The organism is Vibrio gazogenes (assembly GCF_002196515.1).
Lineage (GTDB): Bacteria > Pseudomonadota > Gammaproteobacteria > Enterobacterales > Vibrionaceae > Vibrio > Vibrio gazogenes_A.
Genome location: NZ_CP018835.1, coordinates 1,597,871 through 1,615,310 on the forward strand (window position 1 = coordinate 1,597,871; position 17,440 = coordinate 1,615,310).

The window sequence follows — 17,440 nt, forward strand, 5'->3', positions numbered from 1 at the left end:
AACTCAAGAATAGGATTACTCTTCGTCTTCTAGCTCAATGTTGATACCCAGTGAGCGAATCTCTTTCAACAACACGTTGAACGATTCAGGCATACCCGGTTCCATGCTGTGATTGCCGTCTACGATGTTTTTATACATCTTCGTACGACCATTCACGTCATCCGATTTCACCGTCAGCATTTCTTGAAGCGTATAAGCAGCACCATAAGCTTCAAGTGCCCACACTTCCATCTCACCGAATCGCTGGCCACCGAACTGAGCTTTACCACCAAGTGGTTGCTGAGTTACAAGGCTATAAGATCCCGTAGAACGAGCATGCATCTTATCGTCAACCAAGTGGTTCAGTTTCAGCATATACATGTAGCCAACAGTAACAGGACGCTCAAAAGCATCACCGGTACGGCCATCAAACAATGTCAACTGACCGGATTCAGGCAGATCTGCTAATTTCAGCAGTTGCTTGATTTCAGGCTCTGTTGCACCGTCGAATACAGGCGTAGCGACTGGAAGACCGTTGCGTAAGTTATTTGCTAGCGTACGAATATCTTCATCTGAAAGGGCAGAAATATCCACTTTCTGACGAATGTCATTACCCAACGAATAAACTTCCTGCAAGAATTCACGTAGTTTCGCAATTTCTTGCTGCTCTTTAACCATCTGGTTGACTTTGTCACCGATCCCCTTCGCAGCTGCACCTAAGTGAACTTCAAGGATCTGACCGATGTTCATCCGTGATGGTACGCCCAGTGGGTTAAGTACGATATCAACAGGACGACCGTTTTCGTCATATGGCATATCTTCTACAGGGTTAATCTTGGAAATAACACCTTTGTTACCATGACGACCGGCCATTTTATCACCCGGCTGGATACGACGTTTGACAGCTAAATAAACTTTGACGATTTTCAGAACACCTGGGGCAAGGTCATCACCTTGAGTGATCTTACGGCGCTTCGCTTCAAATTTCTTATCGAAATCGGCTTTCAGTTCATCCCATTGCTCAGCAAGTTGCTCAAGTTGTGACTGAAGCTCATCATCTTCCAGTGTTTGCTCTAGCCATTTCTTGCGTTCAATCGAATGCAGTTTCGCTTCAGAATAACCGCCAGATAGCAATACCGCTTTCACACGAGCAAGCAAACCACCTTCCAGAATTTGGAACTCTTCTGTCAGGTCTTTTTTCGCTTCTTTTAACTGCATCTGTTCGATTTCAAGTGCACGTTTATCTTTCTCGACGCCATCACGAGTGAAGACTTGAACATCGATAATCGTTCCTGAAACTGAATTTGGTACACGCAGTGAAGTGTCTTTAACGTCTGAAGCTTTCTCACCAAAAATCGCACGGAGTAGTTTTTCTTCCGGTGTCAGTTGCGTCTCGCCTTTTGGCGTTACTTTACCCACCAGAATGTCGCCACCTTTAACTTCAGCACCGATGTAGACAATTCCAGACTCATCCAATTTGGACAGAGCGGCTTCACCAACGTTTGGAATATCCGCAGTGATCTCTTCAGCACCTAGCTTAGTATCACGAGCAACACAAGAAAGCTCCTGAATGTGAATGGTGGTAAACCGATCTTCCTGAACAACACGCTCAGAAACAAGGATTGAGTCCTCGAAGTTATAACCATTCCAAGGCATAAATGCGATACGCATGTTTTGCCCAAGCGCAAGTTCACCTAAATCTGTTGAAGGACCATCAGCAAGCACATCACCACGCGCAACGGGTTCACCAGGCATCACACAAGGACGCTGGTTAATACATGTGTTTTGGTTAGAACGCGTGTATTTGGTGAGATTATAAATATCAATCCCTGCTTCACCCGGAATCAATTCATCTTCATTGACTTTGATAACAATGCGAGAAGCATCCACGGACTGAACATGACCACCACGTTTAGCAACCGCAGTAACACCCGAGTCAACAGCAACATTACGTTCAATACCAGTACCGACCAATGGCTTATCAGCGCGAAGAGTTGGTACAGCCTGACGTTGCATGTTCGCCCCCATCAAGGCACGGTTCGCATCATCGTGCTCAAGGAATGGGATTAGCGATGCTGCAATTGATACAACTTGGTTTGTTGCAACGTCCATATAGTTGACGTGTTCACGAGGGTGCAGACCTGATTCACCTTTCTGACGAGCAGTGATCAATTCATCGGCAAAAGTCCCTTCGTCAGTCAGTTTGGCGTTTGCCTGAGCAATAACGAACTGACCTTCTTCGATCGCAGATAAGTATTCCACGTCATCTGTTACAACCCCATCCACAACGCGACGGTATGGTGTCTCAAGGAAACCATATTCATTACAACGTGCAAATGCAGACAAAGAGTTGATCAGACCGATGTTTGGCCCTTCAGGTGTTTCAATCGGACATAAACGTCCATAGTGAGTCACGTGAACGTCACGGACCTCAAAACCTGCACGCTCACGCGTCAGACCACCAGGACCTAAAGCAGAAATACGACGCTTATGCGTGACTTCCGACAGTGGGTTGTTCTGGTCCATAAACTGAGATAGCTGAGAAGAACCGAAGAACTCTTTCACGGCTGCCGAAATTGGCTTGGCATTGATCAGATCTTGTGGCATTACGTTGTCCAGATCACCCAGACTTAAACGTTCTTTTACTGCACGCTCAACACGAACAAGACCAACACGGAATTGGTTTTCAGCCATTTCACCAACGCTACGAATACGACGGTTACCCAAATGGTCTATATCATCAACTTCACCGATACCATTACGGATCGCGATCAGTTTTCTCATCACTTCGATGATGTCAAATTCGTCAAGCGTCCCGAGATTTTCAGCATCAGTCCGCTCAATAGAACTATTGAACTTCATCCGTCCAACAGTTGAAAGATCATAACGATCTTCAGAGAAGAACAGACTGTCAAACAGTGTTTCTGCCGCTTCTTTTGTTGGTGGCTCACCAGGGCGCATCATTCGATAGATTTCAACAAGTGCTGAAATACGATCAGTCGTGCTGTCGATACGCAACGTATCTGACATAAATGAGCCATGATCAAGGTCATTCGTATATAGGACCTCAATCTTCTTGTAACCCGCTTGAGAGAGATTTGCTAGCACTTCAAGACTCAGCTCTTGGTTTGCTGCAATAATCAGCTCTCCCGTTGCTTCATTCACGTAATCTTTCGCTGTGACCTTGCCGACAATATATTCGACCGGTACTTCGATAAATTCAACGGCGTCTTTTTCCAGCTGACGAATATGACGGGCAGTAACGCGACGTCCTTTTTCGATATAAACCTTTCCGTTTGCTTCAATATCGAAGCTGGCAGTTTCGCCGCGTAAACGTTCAGGAATCAAAGCCATCATCAGCGTTTGATCTTTCACTTCGAAATGTATTTTTTCGAAGAAAATATCCAAAATCTCTTCTGTTGTCTTTCCTAACGCACGCAGAATAATAGAAGCTGGTAGTTTGCGACGACGGTCGATACGAACATACAAGTTATCTTTCGGATCGAATTCGAAATCAAGCCACGAACCACGGTAAGGAATGATACGTGCGTTATAAAGGACTTTTCCAGATGAGTGGGTCTTACCCTTATCGCTGTCGAAGAACACGCCGGGGCTTCGGTGCAGCTGGGATACGATAACCCTCTCAGTACCATTAATTACAAAAGTACCATTATCTGTCATGAGTGGGATTTCACCCATGTAGACTTCTTGTTCTTTAATATCTTTGACAGTACCCGCTGGTGCGTCTTTATCAAAAATAACCAAGCGTAGTTTTACACGCAGAGGTTTTGAATAAGTTACACCACGAATTTGACATTCTTTAACATCAAAAACTGGCTCACCAAGACGGTAGCTAACGTATTGCAGCTCAGAGTTGCCATTGTAGCTCTGGATAGGAAACACAGAACGAAAAGCAGCCTCTAGACCATATTGTCCTTCAGGATCCTGTTCGATAAATTTGTCGAACGAATCGAGCTGGATCGATAGCAGGTATGGAATGTCCAACACTTGTGGACGAGTACCAAAGTCCTTGCGGATGCGCTTTTTCTCGGTATAGGAGTAAACCATGGGGTTCCTCAGCTCGCTGATAAGTGACCCAAACTGCCCACCTTTGCATTAAAGGGGAAACGGCAGTGACTAACTAACTGTTTACTGTAGTGACGTTTAACCACGTTGAGATAAACGTTTTTTTGCACGGATGTCGAATGACTAAACAGTAGGAAAATTCATCGACACCCTACAGCGCAAAAAGGCCGGTGGTCAATAAACCACCAGCCATTAGCCTTTCGGCTAAGCGATTAAGTAAGAATTACTTAAGCTCAACAGTTGCACCAGCTTCTTCAAGTTGTGCTTTAAGAGCTTCAGCTTCTGCTTTCTCAATACCTTCTTTGATCGCCGCTGGAGCGCCGTCAACAAGAGCTTTCGCTTCTTTCAGACCCAGACCTGTAGCGCCACGAACTGCTTTAATTACAGAAACTTTGTTCGCGCCAGCAGAAGCTAGGACAACGTCAAATTCAGTTTGTTCAGCAGCAGCTTCACCACCAGCAGCAGCGCCACCAGCAACAACAGCAGCGGCAGCAGAAACACCAAATTTCTCTTCCATTGCTTCGATCAGTTCAACAACTTGCATTACAGACATTTCTGCAATAGCGTCTAGGATTTGCTCGTTAGTAATAGACATAACAATTCTCTTCTAAGTCAACAATTAGTTTAATAAGCAACCAGTAAAAAGCAAGCCTTATGCAGCTTCTTGTTTTTGGTCGCGGATAGCAGCGATAGTACGTGCCAACTTGCCAGCAGAAGCTTCTTTCATACACATCATCAGACGTGCAATAGCTTCGTCGTAAGTTGGTAGAGTTGCTAGTACTTCGACATCAGCGATAGAACCTTCGAATGCAGCTGCTTTGATCTCAAAATCTTTATTCTCTTTCGCAAAGTCTTTAAAAAGACGCGCTGCAGCACCTGGGTGCTCATTAGAGAAACCAATCAAAGTAGGACCTACGAATACCTCTTTCAGACATTCGTAGTCTGTGCCTTCAACTGCGCGGCGTGCTAGTGTGTTACGAACGACTCTCACATAAACACCGGCTTCACGAGCCTGTTTACGCAAAGAAGTCATCGCACTTACTTCAACACCACGAGAATCAGCAACAACTGCAGAAAGTGCACCACTGGCTGCTTCGTTGACTTCAGCAACAATTGCTTTTTTGTCTTGAAGATTTAAAGCCATCTTGGATTTACTCCTGGTTGTCGTTACACCACTCACTATTTTCATCAACAGTGAGAGCTTTTTAGGTGCAGTCCCAGAAGAAAGTTATAAAAATAGAGCTTTCGTCAGTTCGGGCACCATCTACGTAGGTTTGATTAAGCCGTCAGAGACGACGCCTACGGTCTTGGACGGAGACTGGATTATAGTTCAAAGAACCAAGGTTCAGCCCCAACCACAAATATTAGGCGCAAAATTATACACAAATTTCACGCCTAAGCAAATAAATTAAGCTTGAGTGCTTAAAGTCGCCTGATCAATTGCAACACCAGCGCCCATCGTTGTAGAAAGACTTACTTTCTTCACATAAGCCCCTTTCGATGTAGATGGTTTTGCTTTTTTCAGTGCAACAAGCAGAGCTTCTAAGTTTTCTTTCAACTGTTCAGCATCGAAAGAAACTTTACCGATTGTTGTATGGATGATCCCATTTTTGTCATTACGGTAACGAACCTGACCAGCCTTCGCGTTCTTAACCGCTTCAGCAACGTTTGGTGTTACAGTACCAACTTTAGGGTTTGGCATCAGGCCACGAGGACCAAGGATAGTACCTAACTGACCAACAACACGCATTGCATCTGGAGATGCAACAACAACGTCAAAGTTCAGTTCGCCTTTCTTCACTTGCTCAGCAAGATCTTCCATACCAACTAGGTCAGCACCAGCTTCTTTTGCTGCATCAGCGTTTGCACCTTGAGTGAAAACAGCAACACGGACTTCACGACCAGTACCATGAGGCAGTACAGTTGCACCACGAACGTTCTGATCAGATTTACGTGCATCAATACCTAAGTTCACAGCAACATCAACAGATTCAACAAATTTTGCAGTAGCCAGCTCTTTCAGCAATGCAACAGCTTCGTTGATCTCATACTCTTTAGTAACATCCACTTTTTCGCGGATAGTACGCATACGCTTAGTTAGTTTTGCCATGATATTAACCCTCTACCACTAGACCCATTGAACGAGCAGTACCCGCGATAGAACGCTTCATTGCTTCGATATCTGCACCAGTCATATCCGCAGCTTTAGTTTCTGCGATTTCCTGAATTTGCGCGTCTGTTACTGTCCCAACTTTTTCTGTATTAGGACGACCAGAACCAGACTTAACGCCTGCAGCTTTCTTCAGAAGCACAGCAGCTGGTGGTGTCTTAGTTTCAAAAGTAAAAGAACGGTCACTATATACAGTGATAACAACTGGAATCGGAAGACCTTTCTCTACAGATTCTGTTTTTGCGTTAAACGCTTTACAGAATTCCATGATGTTAACACCACGCTGACCCAGTGCTGGACCAACTGGTGGACTTGGGTTTGCCATACCTGCTGCAACTTGCAGCTTGATATAAGCTTCAACTTTCTTAGCCATGATTTTTCCTACATAATGGGTACTAACGCTAATCCACTGATCAGCTCCCCGTTTCTAGTGAAGACCTGTAAAAAGGCGCGAAATTATAGTCAAATTTCGCGCCTTAAACAAGTCTAAAAAGATGGTTTTTTAATCTAGTTTTTCAACCTGACCAAATTCAAGCTCGACTGGTGTTGCACGACCAAAGATTGAGACAGAGACTTTTAAACGGCTCTTCTCGTAATCAACCTCTTCAACAGTACCATTGAAGTCAGCAAATGGTCCATCGTTAACCCGAACGACTTCACCAGCTTCAAACATAGTTTTCGGCCGCGGAGCTTCGCTCGCTTTCTCCAGACGATTCAATATTGCATCGGCTTCTTTATCGGTAATCGGTGCCGGACGATCAGATGTCCCACCGATAAATCCCATAACTCGGGGAACACTACGCACCAAATGCCAAGATTCATCATTCATGATCATCTGGACGAGTACATAGCCAGGGAAGAATTTTCTTTCACTTTTACGGCGTTGGCCGGCACGCATTTCAACAACTTCTTCCGTTGGTACTAATACTTCACCAAACAACTCTTCCATTCCATGCATTTTGATATGTTCACGTAGTGACTGCGCCACTCGACCTTCAAATCCAGAGAAGGCTTGAACAACATACCAGCGTTTTTTGGGAGCTTCACTCATGAATTAAACCCTCTATACTCCAGTCGCAAATGCAACAAGGCGAACCATAATACCGTCAATACCCCATAGTGCCAGAGCCATCACAACACAGACGGCCAGAACAATTAATGTGGTTTGCACAGTTTCCTGACGTGTAGGCCATATTACTTTACGAATTTCCATACGCGCTTCTCGCGCGAAGCTCACCGCTTCTTTACCTTTCACAGTAATTGCTGCAATACCTAATGCGGCGGCAATTAACACAATAACACCAGCAGAACGAATAACGACAGAAACCGTTTCACCATAAAAGGAGTTACCCACAACAGCGGCAGCCAATAGAACAATAGCAATCAACCACTTCAGTTTATCTGCTGCATTTGAGCTCTCAGGAGTTTCAGCATGATTTGCTTTCATAACCCAACCTGTCACAAATCTAAATATAGACGACAATAAGCCCCACTGTTGCAGGGCAAACTAACAAAAATAAGCATTCGATGCTTATTTTCAGAAACAAAGACACCTTCTCTGTCTCAAACCTTTTACTTTTGACTAACAAATCGTCAAAATAAATCTTCAGCGCAGAAAAAGGGCATCAAATGATGCCCTTTTTACTAGTGCTGAGTCAAATCATTATGCAAAGATTTTTGCTACAACACCAGCACCAACTGTACGACCACCTTCACGGATCGCAAAGCGCAGACCTTCATCCATCGCGATTGGTGCAATCAGTTCGACAACCATTTTCACGTTATCGCCTGGCATCACCATCTCTACGCCTTCTGGAAGCTCGATGCTACCTGTTACGTCTGTTGTACGGAAGTAGAACTGTGGACGATAACCTTTGAAGAATGGCGTATGACGACCACCTTCATCTTTCGACAACACGTATACTTCTGATTCAAACTTCGTGTGCGGTGTGATTGAACCTGGTTTCGCCAAGACTTGACCACGTTCTACTTCATCACGCTTCGTTCCACGCAGTAACACACCAACGTTCTCACCTGCACGACCTTCGTCAAGCAGCTTACGGAACATCTCTACACCTGTACACGTTGTCTTCGTCGTATCTTTGACACCAACGATTTCAACTTCGTCACCAACTCGGATGATACCTTGCTCTACACGACCTGTAACAACTGTTCCACGGCCCTGGATTGAGAATACATCTTCGATTGGCAGCAGGAATGCTTGGTCAATCACACGCTCTGGCTCTGGAATGTATTCGTCAAGTGCTGTCGCTAACTCTACGATTTTCTCTTCCCATTGCGCTTCACCGTTCAGTGCGCCCAGTGCAGAACCCTGAATCACTGGCAGATCGTCTCCTGGGAAATCGTATTCTGAAAGCAATTCACGTACTTCCATTTCTACCAGCTCAAGCAGCTCTTCATCATCAACCATGTCACATTTGTTCATGAATACGATGATGTAAGGAATACCTACCTGACGACCTAGCAGGATGTGCTCACGTGTTTGAGGCATTGGACCATCTGTCGCTGCTACAACTAGGATACCACCGTCCATCTGTGCCGCACCGGTGATCATGTTTTTAACATAGTCAGCGTGCCCTGGGCAGTCTACGTGTGCGTAGTGACGTGTCGGTGTATCGTACTCTACGTGTGAAGTCGCGATTGTGATACCGCGCTCACGCTCTTCTGGTGCGTTATCGATTGACGCAAAGTCACGTGCTGAACCGCCGTATACTTTAGAAAGCACTGTACAGATCGCTGCTGTCAGTGTTGTTTTACCGTGGTCAACGTGGCCGATAGTACCAACGTTTACGTGCGGTTTCGTACGTTCAAATTTTTCTTTAGACATCAGTTGTCCCTCTAGGTACGGATTAAGGTGGCTTTCATGACCACGCAACCAAAATTTACTGGTAGTAAAGTATATAACAAAAGGAAATATTTGCTTAGAGTGGTGCTGATACCCAGATTTGAACTGGGGACCTCACCCTTACCAAGGGTGCGCTCTACCGACTGAGCTATATCAGCACTCGGAAAGGTTGGAGCGGGCAGCGGGAATCGAACCCGCATCATCAGCTTGGAAGGCTGAGGTAATAGCCATTATACGATGCCCGCACACGTATTTAACCCTAAGAGCTATTTCCTTAAGAATATGGTGGAGGGGGACGGATTCGAACCATCGAAGGCAGTGCCGGCAGATTTACAGTCTGCTCCCTTTGGCCACTCGGGAACCCCTCCAAATTTTTAAATCTTCTCTTTATAAATGCGAAAGAGAAAATGGTGCCGACTGCCGGAATCGAACTGGCGACCTACTGATTACAAGTCAGTTGCTCTACCTACTGAGCTAAGTCGGCGCACAAGTGGGGCGAATTCTATTGAATGATTTCTTTGCTTGCAAGTGTTTCAAAGAAAAAAAATACATTTTTATTTGGTTTTTATCTATTTGTTGTTTTTTCAAACAGTTTTCATAGGAACTGATGAAATATATAGCCATTCTTTGTTGCTTTATCTTCTTCTTGAGGTATGTTTCTCTTTTATCCGATTTCTACCGTTGGAAAGATTATGGATCCTTATCTCTCATTCGACAGACGCCAGTGGTCGGATCTTCGTAATTCCGTTCCCATGACTTTGTCAGAAGATGATTTAGTTGAGCTACAAGGCATCAACGAGTCATTAAGTATGAAAGAAGCTGTTGAAATCTACTTACCATTGGCGCGTCTACTGAATCTGTACGTCGCAGCCAGACAGAGCCGTAATACCGTCTTAAACCAATTTCTCGGTCATACCAACATTGCTCCTCCCTTTATCATTGGTATCTCAGGCAGTGTCGCGGTCGGGAAAAGCACAACAGCAAGGCTGCTCAAAGCATTATTGTCTCGCTGGGACAACCACCCCAAAGTTGAACTGATTACCACGGACGGATTTCTTTATCCCAATGAAGTGCTGTTAGAAAAAGGCATTATGCAGAAAAAAGGATTTCCAGAGTCGTACGATATTAAACGTCTGGTACAGTTTGTATCTGATGTCAAAGCAGGAAAGAAAAACATCTCAGCCCCCATCTATTCTCATTTGACTTATGATATTACCGATGAAGTGAAAATGGTTCATGCGCCCGATATCTTGTTAATTGAAGGTCTGAACGTCTTACAAAGTGGAATGGATTATCCCCATGCCCCACACCGCGTTTTCATTTCAGATTTTCTGGATTTTTCCATCTATGTCGATGCTGAATCGTCTCTCATTGAAAAGTGGTATATCGAACGTTTTATGAAGTTCCGTCATGGTGCCTTTAAAAGGCCGGGGTCTTATTTTAGTCACTACACGAAACTGAGTGAGTCGGAAGCCGCCTCTATCGCGAAGAATATCTGGAAAGCGATCAATGGGAAAAACTTACAGGAAAATATTCTACCCACTCGGGAAAGAGCACAACTGATACTCCGTAAGGGCGTCAACCACACTGTTGAAGAAATTTTGCTACGGCAGTGATTTTTTAAGCGTTGTTTTTAAACATAGTTTTTCAGTCTTGTTTTGGCATAGTTTTGAATGGGGCGCATCATATTACCCTGAGTCACAAGATGCCCCATTCCTCAATCATCTCAATCTCTGCCTAACTCAAGACGCTGTAAGATCATGACCTCGCAGAGAAATCTCCCCACCGACATAACTTTCAATCCCCCGCTCGGTTTCCAATAACACCGCACCGTGAGCATCGATACCCCGCTCAATTCCCGTGATCACACGCTCCCCCATTAATAACTTAACGGGACGATCAATGAAGTTATCGACTTTGTTCCATCTTTCGACAAAGTTCTGCATTCCTTCTCTCTCGTATGTTTCCATCGTCTGGGTCCAAGACTGAATCAAGGCAACAGCAAGCGCATTACGATCAATGGGATCTTTGCCGATCACCTCAGCCAGACTACTCCAAGGTTGATCAATCTGTTGTGTCTGCGGTGCCATCGATAAGTTCATCCCCATACCAATTACAAGATGCGCAGCTTCACCGGCTTGCCCTGACATTTCAACCAAAATACCGGCCAATTTCTTATCTTGATAGTACAAATCATTGGGCCATTTCAGCTTAATTTCATCAACACCAAGCGTTTTCAGGGCATCCACAACAGCCACACCTACGACCAAACTCAGCCCCATGGCTGCTGCCATGCCTGCATCCAATCGCCAGTACATTGAGAAATACAAGTTTGCTCCAAATGGCGAAACCCAGTGCCTTCCCCGCCGTCCCCGACCTTTTTGCTGATATTCAGCAAGACAAACGGTCCCGGAGGTTAATGAACCGACACGATCCAATAAATACTGATTGGTCGAATCAATGATCGGGTGCAAATGCACAGGCGTCGATACTTGGTGTTGAATATAATCTTGATCCAGTAACTGCATAGGCTGAGCCAGTTGATATCCCTTCCCTTGCACGCGAAAGATATCAACCCCCCAATCCTGAATTCCCCGGATATGTTTACTGATAGCTGCTCTAGAGATCCCTAAAGCGGCCCCTAATGCTTCACCGGAATGAAAGCCACCATCGGCTAGGGTCGACAGAATCGTTAGCTTGGCATGATGTTCTTTCATGATCGTTGCTCCTTCAGCCACATATCCAAATAAACTTCACGACTGCGACCGATAAATCTCACTTCGTGTTCCAAAGCCACACCATATTTTTCGTAGACACAACGATATACATGAGCAGCAAGCTGAATGACATCTGCTGCTGTCGCGTGCTGACGATTAATCAAAACCAACGCCTGTTGTTCATGAATGGCTGCACCACCAATTTGAAACCCTTTCAAACCACATTGATCGATCAGCCAGCCCGCTGCGACTTTCATCCCCGATGGCGCTGGATAACTGACGACCTCAGGATAATGCTCAGCCAAAGACTGGAACTGTGACTCAGTCAGAACCGGATTCTTAAAAAAGCTACCGGCGTTACCGATGACTGTCGGATCTGGCAGTTTACGGGTACGGACATCACAGATGCACTCAAAGACTTCGGCGGGTGAGCAATTGCTCGCTAACTGCTGCAATGGCCCATACTTCAGGCGAGGTTGCCATACTTTAGCAAGCTGAAGTCCGACACCGACAACAACGGCCTGCTGGTAAAGCTGATGTTTGAAAATCGAATCCCGGTAACCAAATAAACATTCAGCGCGATTCAAACGAATGACTTGAAACGTCTTAAGACAAAGATAATCAACATAGTTACATATATCCTGAAATTCGAGACCATAAGCACCGATATTCTGGATTGGCGCACTACCGGCACACCCGGGAATCATGGCTAAATTCTCTAATCCGGGAATCTGCTGCGATACACTCCACCTCACCAATTCAGGCCAGTCTTCACCGCCCTGAACATGAAGAAAATAGTGACTTTCATCTTCCTGAACATCAATCCCCTGCAATTGATTAATAATCACGACCCCTTCATAGAACTCTGTAAACAACACATTACTGCCTTTGCCGAGTACTATTTTTGGCAACGATTGCCATTCCGGATGACGATAAACATCAATTAATTCTGCAACCGTATTGACGGTCACCAACACCTGACAAGACTGCTCAATACCAAACGTATGATAAGCACTGAGATTTTCGTTGAGATATATTTGCATGGTTTTCTTTAAATCACATAGACTACAGCCATTCTATATCAGATGAGGCCCAATCAGATATCCTATGGATCATTTATCTTTCGAAATGTTAGATCCACTCAAACTTCCTTTGGTGCAACGCTTTTATAAACAGCACTACCCGACAGCCAAGCCGAAACGCAATGAACGCATCTATACTGCGAGTATTGCCAATCAACTCTGTGCTGTGGTTCGCTTTCGCCATATTGGTACTCCTCATCTGCTTTTAACAGGGATGGCCGTCGCCAAAGAATTACGCGCTCAAGGTATAGGTCATCAACTACTGAATTACTGTGAAACACATGTTCTCAACCAACATGTCTTTTGTTTTGCTTACCGTCATTTAGAGAATTTTTATCATCAACATCATTTTGTAGTTCAGTTACCACAAGCGCTGCCGGCAGAAATTAACCAGCTCTATCAACGTTATCATCATCAAGGCAGAGATATCATTCCGATGCAATATTCCCCGCCCAATCAAGATTAATGTTCCGTCATTTTCTGTCCATTTTTTGCTGACGAGCGGAAATGATCGGTCTGAAGTGACTTAGATATAGCAATTCATTCATCGAATTTGATAGTATCGGTGCTTTGCTATATCGCATCCACTTGAATTGAAGGTACCGCATCCACGATGATTGCTCGTAGAAATCTATTCGAACAGCTACCCACTATTGCGTTAGAGCCGAAAGATTTTCAAGTCCTGTACTCCGCAGAACAATTTCGGCATCACTTGATTCAGGCGATTAGACAAGCCAATCACAGAATTTATATCGTTGCTCTTTACCTCGAAGCTGACGATGCAGGTCAGGAAATTCTGTCTGAACTTTATGCAGCGAAACAAAGAAATCCTCAACTGGACATTGTGATCTGTGTGGACTGGCACCGCGCTCAACGAGGCCTGATCGGTGCGAAACAGTCTCAGGGAAATGCAGTCATGTATGAATCATTTGCCCAAGACAATGAACATCCCATTGCGGTTTATGGTATCCCGGTCCGAGGACGAGAAGTATTCGGTGTACTACATCTCAAAGGTTTCATTGTCGATGATGAAGTGATCTACAGTGGTGCCAGCCTGAATAACATCTATCTGCATTATCAGAATCGTTACCGTTTTGACCGCTATCATTCATTTCACAACCGCGATCTTGCCAACTCGATGGTCGAGTTTATCTGTGAGCACTTATTGTCTCATCCGGCAGTCAATAATCTGGCTAATCCTTCACGTCCTGCAACAAAAGATTTGAAAACCATCATTCGCCAGTTCCGGACCCAGTTAGCACAAGCAACCTATCAGGTGCCGGATCAACCCGTCTCGCAGGACCAGATCGGTCTGACACCATTAGTGGGCGTTGGAAAGCGTGGTAATCGGCTGAATCAATACATCAGTTACCTGATTGCCCAGGCGGAAGAAGAAATTATTATCTGCACGCCTTATTTTAATTTCCCGAATAATATTGCGAATCAGGTCAAGAAAGCCCTCAAGCGTGGTGTAAAAATTCATATTATCGTGGGCGATAAAACTGCGAATGATTTTTATATTCCACCAGAAGAAACATTTAAAACTATCGGTGGATTGCCCTATTTGTATGAATTAAATTTGCGCCGTTTTGCTAAGTCGAATGAAGCCAGAATTGCCAGTCGACAATTATCCATTCATCTATGGAAACATAATGACAACAGTTTTCACTTAAAAGGGGTGTGGGTTGATAAGCGTTATATGCTTATCACTGGTAATAACCTCAATCCCAGAGCATGGAAGCTTGATCTGGAAAACGGCATTTTAATTCAGGATGACAATGCCCATCTTCAGGCTCAATTTGAACAAGAATTCGACAATATTCTTCAGCACACACAGCTCGTCTGTACTTATAAGCAGTTAGATGATTTCGAAAATTATCCGGCTGAAGTTCAACGCTTACTAAAACGGATTCGTCGGGTCAAAGCTGACCGAATTTTAAAACAAATACTTTAGACGGTTTCAAACAGCCATTTCTCGCATTAAAAAGCCTCCGAGCGGAGGCTTTTTCGTATCTATCATGACCGTTCGAATCAAATAAATGCAAATGCATCACCATAAATACGTTCACTACTCGCGTGCCTATTTTGAGTAAACTGGTCCCGAGCGGCCCCTGCCATATCAAATCGGCCTGCAATATAGATATCAAATTCTTCCAACGATTCAAAATCAGCACAGACGGCTTGCAACACATTACCTACTTTGCCATCCCAAAGCGGATCGGTTGATATCTCGACAACTGGTGTAAATGTGAGTCGGTCATGTTGAGCGGCTAAATCACGTAATTCGTCGAATGCATAGAGCTGGAGCACATCTTTTGCTCCCCAATAAAGAAAAATATCACGTTGAATATTCTGGTTCAGACAATGATCCAGAATCGAGCGTACGTAACTGAATCCGGTACCTCCGGCAATCAGTAATAAAGGACGCGTCGCATCTTCTCTCAGCCAAGCATCCCCATGCGGAACATCAATGGTGATCTCACCATCGTGCTGCAACGCTGTATTCATGGCATCAACAACTTCACTGGCATAGGCATTATGTTCAGCAGCACCAATATGTAATTCAAGCTCGCCACCTTGTCGACATGGACTACTGGCAATCGAAAACGGGCGTTTATCTCCCTCACCCATCACCACCATCAGGTACTGACCTGCATGGAAATCAACGGGTGACTCAGGTTGAAGAAGAATACGGTATGTATTACTGGCTAAAGGCCGAACTGAGTTTACTTTACATGTTATGATCATTCTGATTCCTCTTCCTTACTCATCCCAAGTAAGGACTAAATGAGTTTGAGCATAAGCCTGACAGGAAAATATCCATCCCTGAGACTGCTCTTCTTCCGTCAGCATTGGTTCTAGTTGATAGGAAACTTCTCCCGAAAGCTTTTTGCACAAACACATCCCACACGCACCGACCCGGCAGCGATATGGGAAGGGGATTTGCTGACGAATTGCCGCATCCAACACGGTTTGCCCGCGTTCTACGGTGAATTCAAGATCTTCGGGCAGCAAGCGCACCGTAAAGGTCATAATATTCCTAACTCATCCCAGATCGCATCGATCTTGCTGACAACTTCCGGATCTTTACGGATCTCCTTACCCCACTCTCTGGCGGTCTCACCTTCCCATTTATTGGTTGCATCCAGTCCCATTTTAGAGCCGAGCCCTGAAACAGGTGATGCAAAATCCAGAGAATCGATAGGCGTGTTCTCAACCATTGTCGTGTCTCGGGCTGGATCCATCCGCGTAGTAATTGCCCAGATGACATCTTTCCAATCTCGAGCATTGATATCATCATCACAGACAATCACAAACTTGGTATACATAAATTGACGTAAGAAAGACCAAACCCCCATCATGACTCGCTTGGCATGACCGGGATATTGTTTCTTGATCGTGACGACAGCCATCCGATAGGAACAGCCTTCGGGAGGAAGATAAAAGTCGACAATTTCCGGAAATTGCTTTTGTAAAATAGGGACAAAAACTTCATTCAATGCTTCGCCGAGAACTGCTGGCTCATCCGGTGGCCTTCCCGTATAGGTACTATGATAAATCGGCTGCTTTCTCATTGTCACATGAGTCACAGTAAAGACATGATGACGCTCAACTTCATTAAAATAGCCGGTATGATCACCATAAGGTCCTTCGTCTGCATACTCATTCGGATCAATATATCCTTCAAGAACAATCTCTGCGCTGGCTGGTACTTCCAGATCATTACTGATTGATTGGACGACTTCGGTCTTGCTGCCCCTCAACAATCCGGCAAATGCATATTCGGAAAGTGTATCTGGTACTGGCGTTACGGCCCCCAGAATTGTGGCGGGATCAGCGCCGAAAGCCACAGAAACCGGAAAAGGCTCCCCAGGGCGCTCAACCTGCCAATCCCGAAAATCTAATGCTCCGCCACGATGTTGAAACCAACGCATAATCACTTTGTTTTTACTGAGTTTTTGTTGTCGGTAGATCCCTAAGTTTTGTCGTTTTTTCGTCGGCCCCTTGGTGATGGTCAGCCCCCAAGTTAACAGCGGAGCCACATCACCCGGCCAACAACGCATCACCGGTATTCTATCTAAATCAACATCATCGCCTTGCCAGATAATGGCCTGACAAGCTGCTTTTTTCAAACGTTTCACCGGCATATTTAAGACCTGCTTAAAGACCGGGAGTTTATCGATTGCATCCTTAAAGCCTTTGGGCGGCTCAGGTTCTTTAAGGTAAGCAAGCAACTGACCGATTTCACGAAGCTCACTGACATCCACTCGCCCCATCCCCATCGCGACGCGTTGCGGCGTACCAAATAAATTTGCCAGGACAGGGATGTCATAACCAACTGGATTTTCAAATAAAAGTGCAGGCCCGCCCGCTCTTAAGGTCCGATCACAGATCTCGGTCATTTCATATTGAGGGTCAATCGGATGCTGAATACGTTTCAATTGACCATGCTTTTCCAAATAATCGATAAAATCGCGTAAATCCTTAAAAATCATAAGACTTCTGCCTGAATGTGATATCGAAGGCAGTATAACAAAAA

The 17,440-nt window shown here is 44.9% G+C and carries 16 protein-coding genes and 4 tRNA genes; 3 read left to right on the forward strand and 17 right to left on the reverse strand.

Annotated elements, in window-relative coordinates; translation table 11 throughout:
- Positions 1-15 precede the first annotated feature (15 nt).
- From rpoB to BSQ33_RS07255, 12 genes are all read right to left on the reverse strand, one after another.
- Positions 16-4,047, reverse strand: coding sequence for a DNA-directed RNA polymerase subunit beta (gene rpoB, locus BSQ33_RS07195; protein ID WP_088133737.1), 4,032 nt, complete (start codon positions 4,045-4,047; stop codon positions 16-18).
- 241 nt (positions 4,048-4,288) lie between these two features.
- Positions 4,289-4,660 carry a 50S ribosomal protein L7/L12 gene (gene rplL, locus BSQ33_RS07200; protein ID WP_021021751.1) on the reverse strand — a complete coding sequence of 124 codons (372 nt, stop codon included), beginning with the start codon at positions 4,658-4,660 and terminating at the stop codon, positions 4,289-4,291.
- Positions 4,661-4,717: 57 nt separating this feature from the next.
- Entirely contained in the window at positions 4,718-5,209 is a 492-nt protein-coding gene (rplJ, locus tag BSQ33_RS07205; protein ID WP_021021752.1) for a 50S ribosomal protein L10, read from the reverse strand.
- 264 nt (positions 5,210-5,473) lie between these two features.
- A complete protein-coding gene (gene rplA, locus BSQ33_RS07215) occupies positions 5,474-6,175 on the reverse strand; it encodes a 50S ribosomal protein L1 (protein WP_027694405.1) in 702 nt (233 codons plus the stop codon).
- A 4-nt stretch (positions 6,176-6,179) separates the two neighbouring features.
- On the reverse strand, positions 6,180-6,608 hold the full coding sequence (gene rplK / locus BSQ33_RS07220; protein WP_021021755.1) for a 50S ribosomal protein L11: 429 nt from the start codon (positions 6,606-6,608) through the stop codon (positions 6,180-6,182).
- Between the two features lie 129 nt (positions 6,609-6,737).
- Entirely contained in the window at positions 6,738-7,286 is a 549-nt protein-coding gene (gene nusG, locus BSQ33_RS07225; RefSeq protein ID WP_001287510.1) for a transcription termination/antitermination protein NusG, read from the reverse strand.
- A gap of 12 nt (positions 7,287-7,298) precedes the next feature.
- On the reverse strand, positions 7,299-7,682 hold the full coding sequence (gene secE / locus BSQ33_RS07230) for a preprotein translocase subunit SecE (protein WP_021021756.1): 384 nt from the start codon (positions 7,680-7,682) through the stop codon (positions 7,299-7,301).
- 216 nt (positions 7,683-7,898) lie between these two features.
- Positions 7,899-9,083: an elongation factor Tu gene (tuf, locus tag BSQ33_RS07235; protein ID WP_021021757.1), complete on the reverse strand. Its 1,185-nt coding sequence runs from the start codon at positions 9,081-9,083 to the stop codon at positions 7,899-7,901.
- Between the two features lie 100 nt (positions 9,084-9,183).
- A tRNA-Thr gene (locus BSQ33_RS07240) sits at positions 9,184-9,259 on the reverse strand.
- A gap of 12 nt (positions 9,260-9,271) precedes the next feature.
- Positions 9,272-9,346, reverse strand: a tRNA-Gly gene (locus tag BSQ33_RS07245).
- Positions 9,347-9,384: 38 nt separating this feature from the next.
- Positions 9,385-9,469: transfer RNA gene (locus BSQ33_RS07250), tRNA-Tyr, on the reverse strand.
- 40 nt (positions 9,470-9,509) lie between these two features.
- Positions 9,510-9,585 (reverse strand) — tRNA-Thr (locus BSQ33_RS07255).
- A 208-nt stretch (positions 9,586-9,793) separates the two neighbouring features.
- Between BSQ33_RS07255 and coaA the strand changes: the two genes are divergently transcribed.
- Positions 9,794-10,717 carry a type I pantothenate kinase gene (gene coaA / locus BSQ33_RS07260; RefSeq protein WP_021021946.1) on the forward strand — a complete coding sequence of 308 codons (924 nt, stop codon included), beginning with the start codon at positions 9,794-9,796 and terminating at the stop codon, positions 10,715-10,717.
- A gap of 126 nt (positions 10,718-10,843) precedes the next feature.
- On the opposite strand, the gene birA is transcribed toward coaA, so the two are convergent.
- The gene (birA, locus tag BSQ33_RS07265; RefSeq protein ID WP_021021947.1) at positions 10,844-11,818 is read right to left on the reverse strand and encodes a bifunctional biotin--[acetyl-CoA-carboxylase] ligase/biotin operon repressor BirA; all 975 of its coding nucleotides are present in this window, start codon (positions 11,816-11,818) and stop codon (positions 10,844-10,846) included.
- A complete protein-coding gene (murB, locus tag BSQ33_RS07270; protein WP_021021948.1) occupies positions 11,815-12,861 on the reverse strand; it encodes a UDP-N-acetylmuramate dehydrogenase in 1,047 nt (348 codons plus the stop codon). The genes birA and murB overlap by 4 nt, the downstream gene beginning before the upstream one ends.
- 64 nt (positions 12,862-12,925) lie before the next feature.
- Here murB and BSQ33_RS07275 point away from each other — a divergent pair, with 64 nt between their 5' ends.
- Together BSQ33_RS07275 and pssA are read left to right on the forward strand one after the other, a co-directional pair.
- Positions 12,926-13,366: a GNAT family N-acetyltransferase gene (locus BSQ33_RS07275; RefSeq protein ID WP_088133739.1), complete on the forward strand. Its 441-nt coding sequence runs from the start codon at positions 12,926-12,928 to the stop codon at positions 13,364-13,366.
- 147 nt (positions 13,367-13,513) lie between these two features.
- A complete protein-coding gene (gene pssA / locus BSQ33_RS07280; protein ID WP_021021950.1) occupies positions 13,514-14,854 on the forward strand; it encodes a CDP-diacylglycerol--serine O-phosphatidyltransferase in 1,341 nt (446 codons plus the stop codon).
- Positions 14,855-14,931: 77 nt separating this feature from the next.
- Here the strand turns inward: pssA and fre are convergent, their stop codons facing one another.
- The 3 genes from fre to ubiD are packed head-to-tail and all read right to left on the reverse strand — an operon-like array spanning position 14,932 to position 17,396.
- The gene (gene fre / locus BSQ33_RS07285; protein ID WP_088133740.1) at positions 14,932-15,648 is read right to left on the reverse strand and encodes an NAD(P)H-flavin reductase; all 717 of its coding nucleotides are present in this window, start codon (positions 15,646-15,648) and stop codon (positions 14,932-14,934) included.
- Positions 15,649-15,663: 15 nt separating this feature from the next.
- Positions 15,664-15,933: a 2Fe-2S iron-sulfur cluster-binding protein gene (locus tag BSQ33_RS07290; protein WP_021021952.1), complete on the reverse strand. Its 270-nt coding sequence runs from the start codon at positions 15,931-15,933 to the stop codon at positions 15,664-15,666.
- On the reverse strand, positions 15,930-17,396 hold the full coding sequence (gene ubiD / locus BSQ33_RS07295; RefSeq protein ID WP_021021953.1) for a 4-hydroxy-3-polyprenylbenzoate decarboxylase: 1,467 nt from the start codon (positions 17,394-17,396) through the stop codon (positions 15,930-15,932). The genes BSQ33_RS07290 and ubiD overlap by 4 nt, the downstream gene beginning before the upstream one ends.
- Between the last annotated feature and the right edge of the window lie 44 nt (positions 17,397-17,440).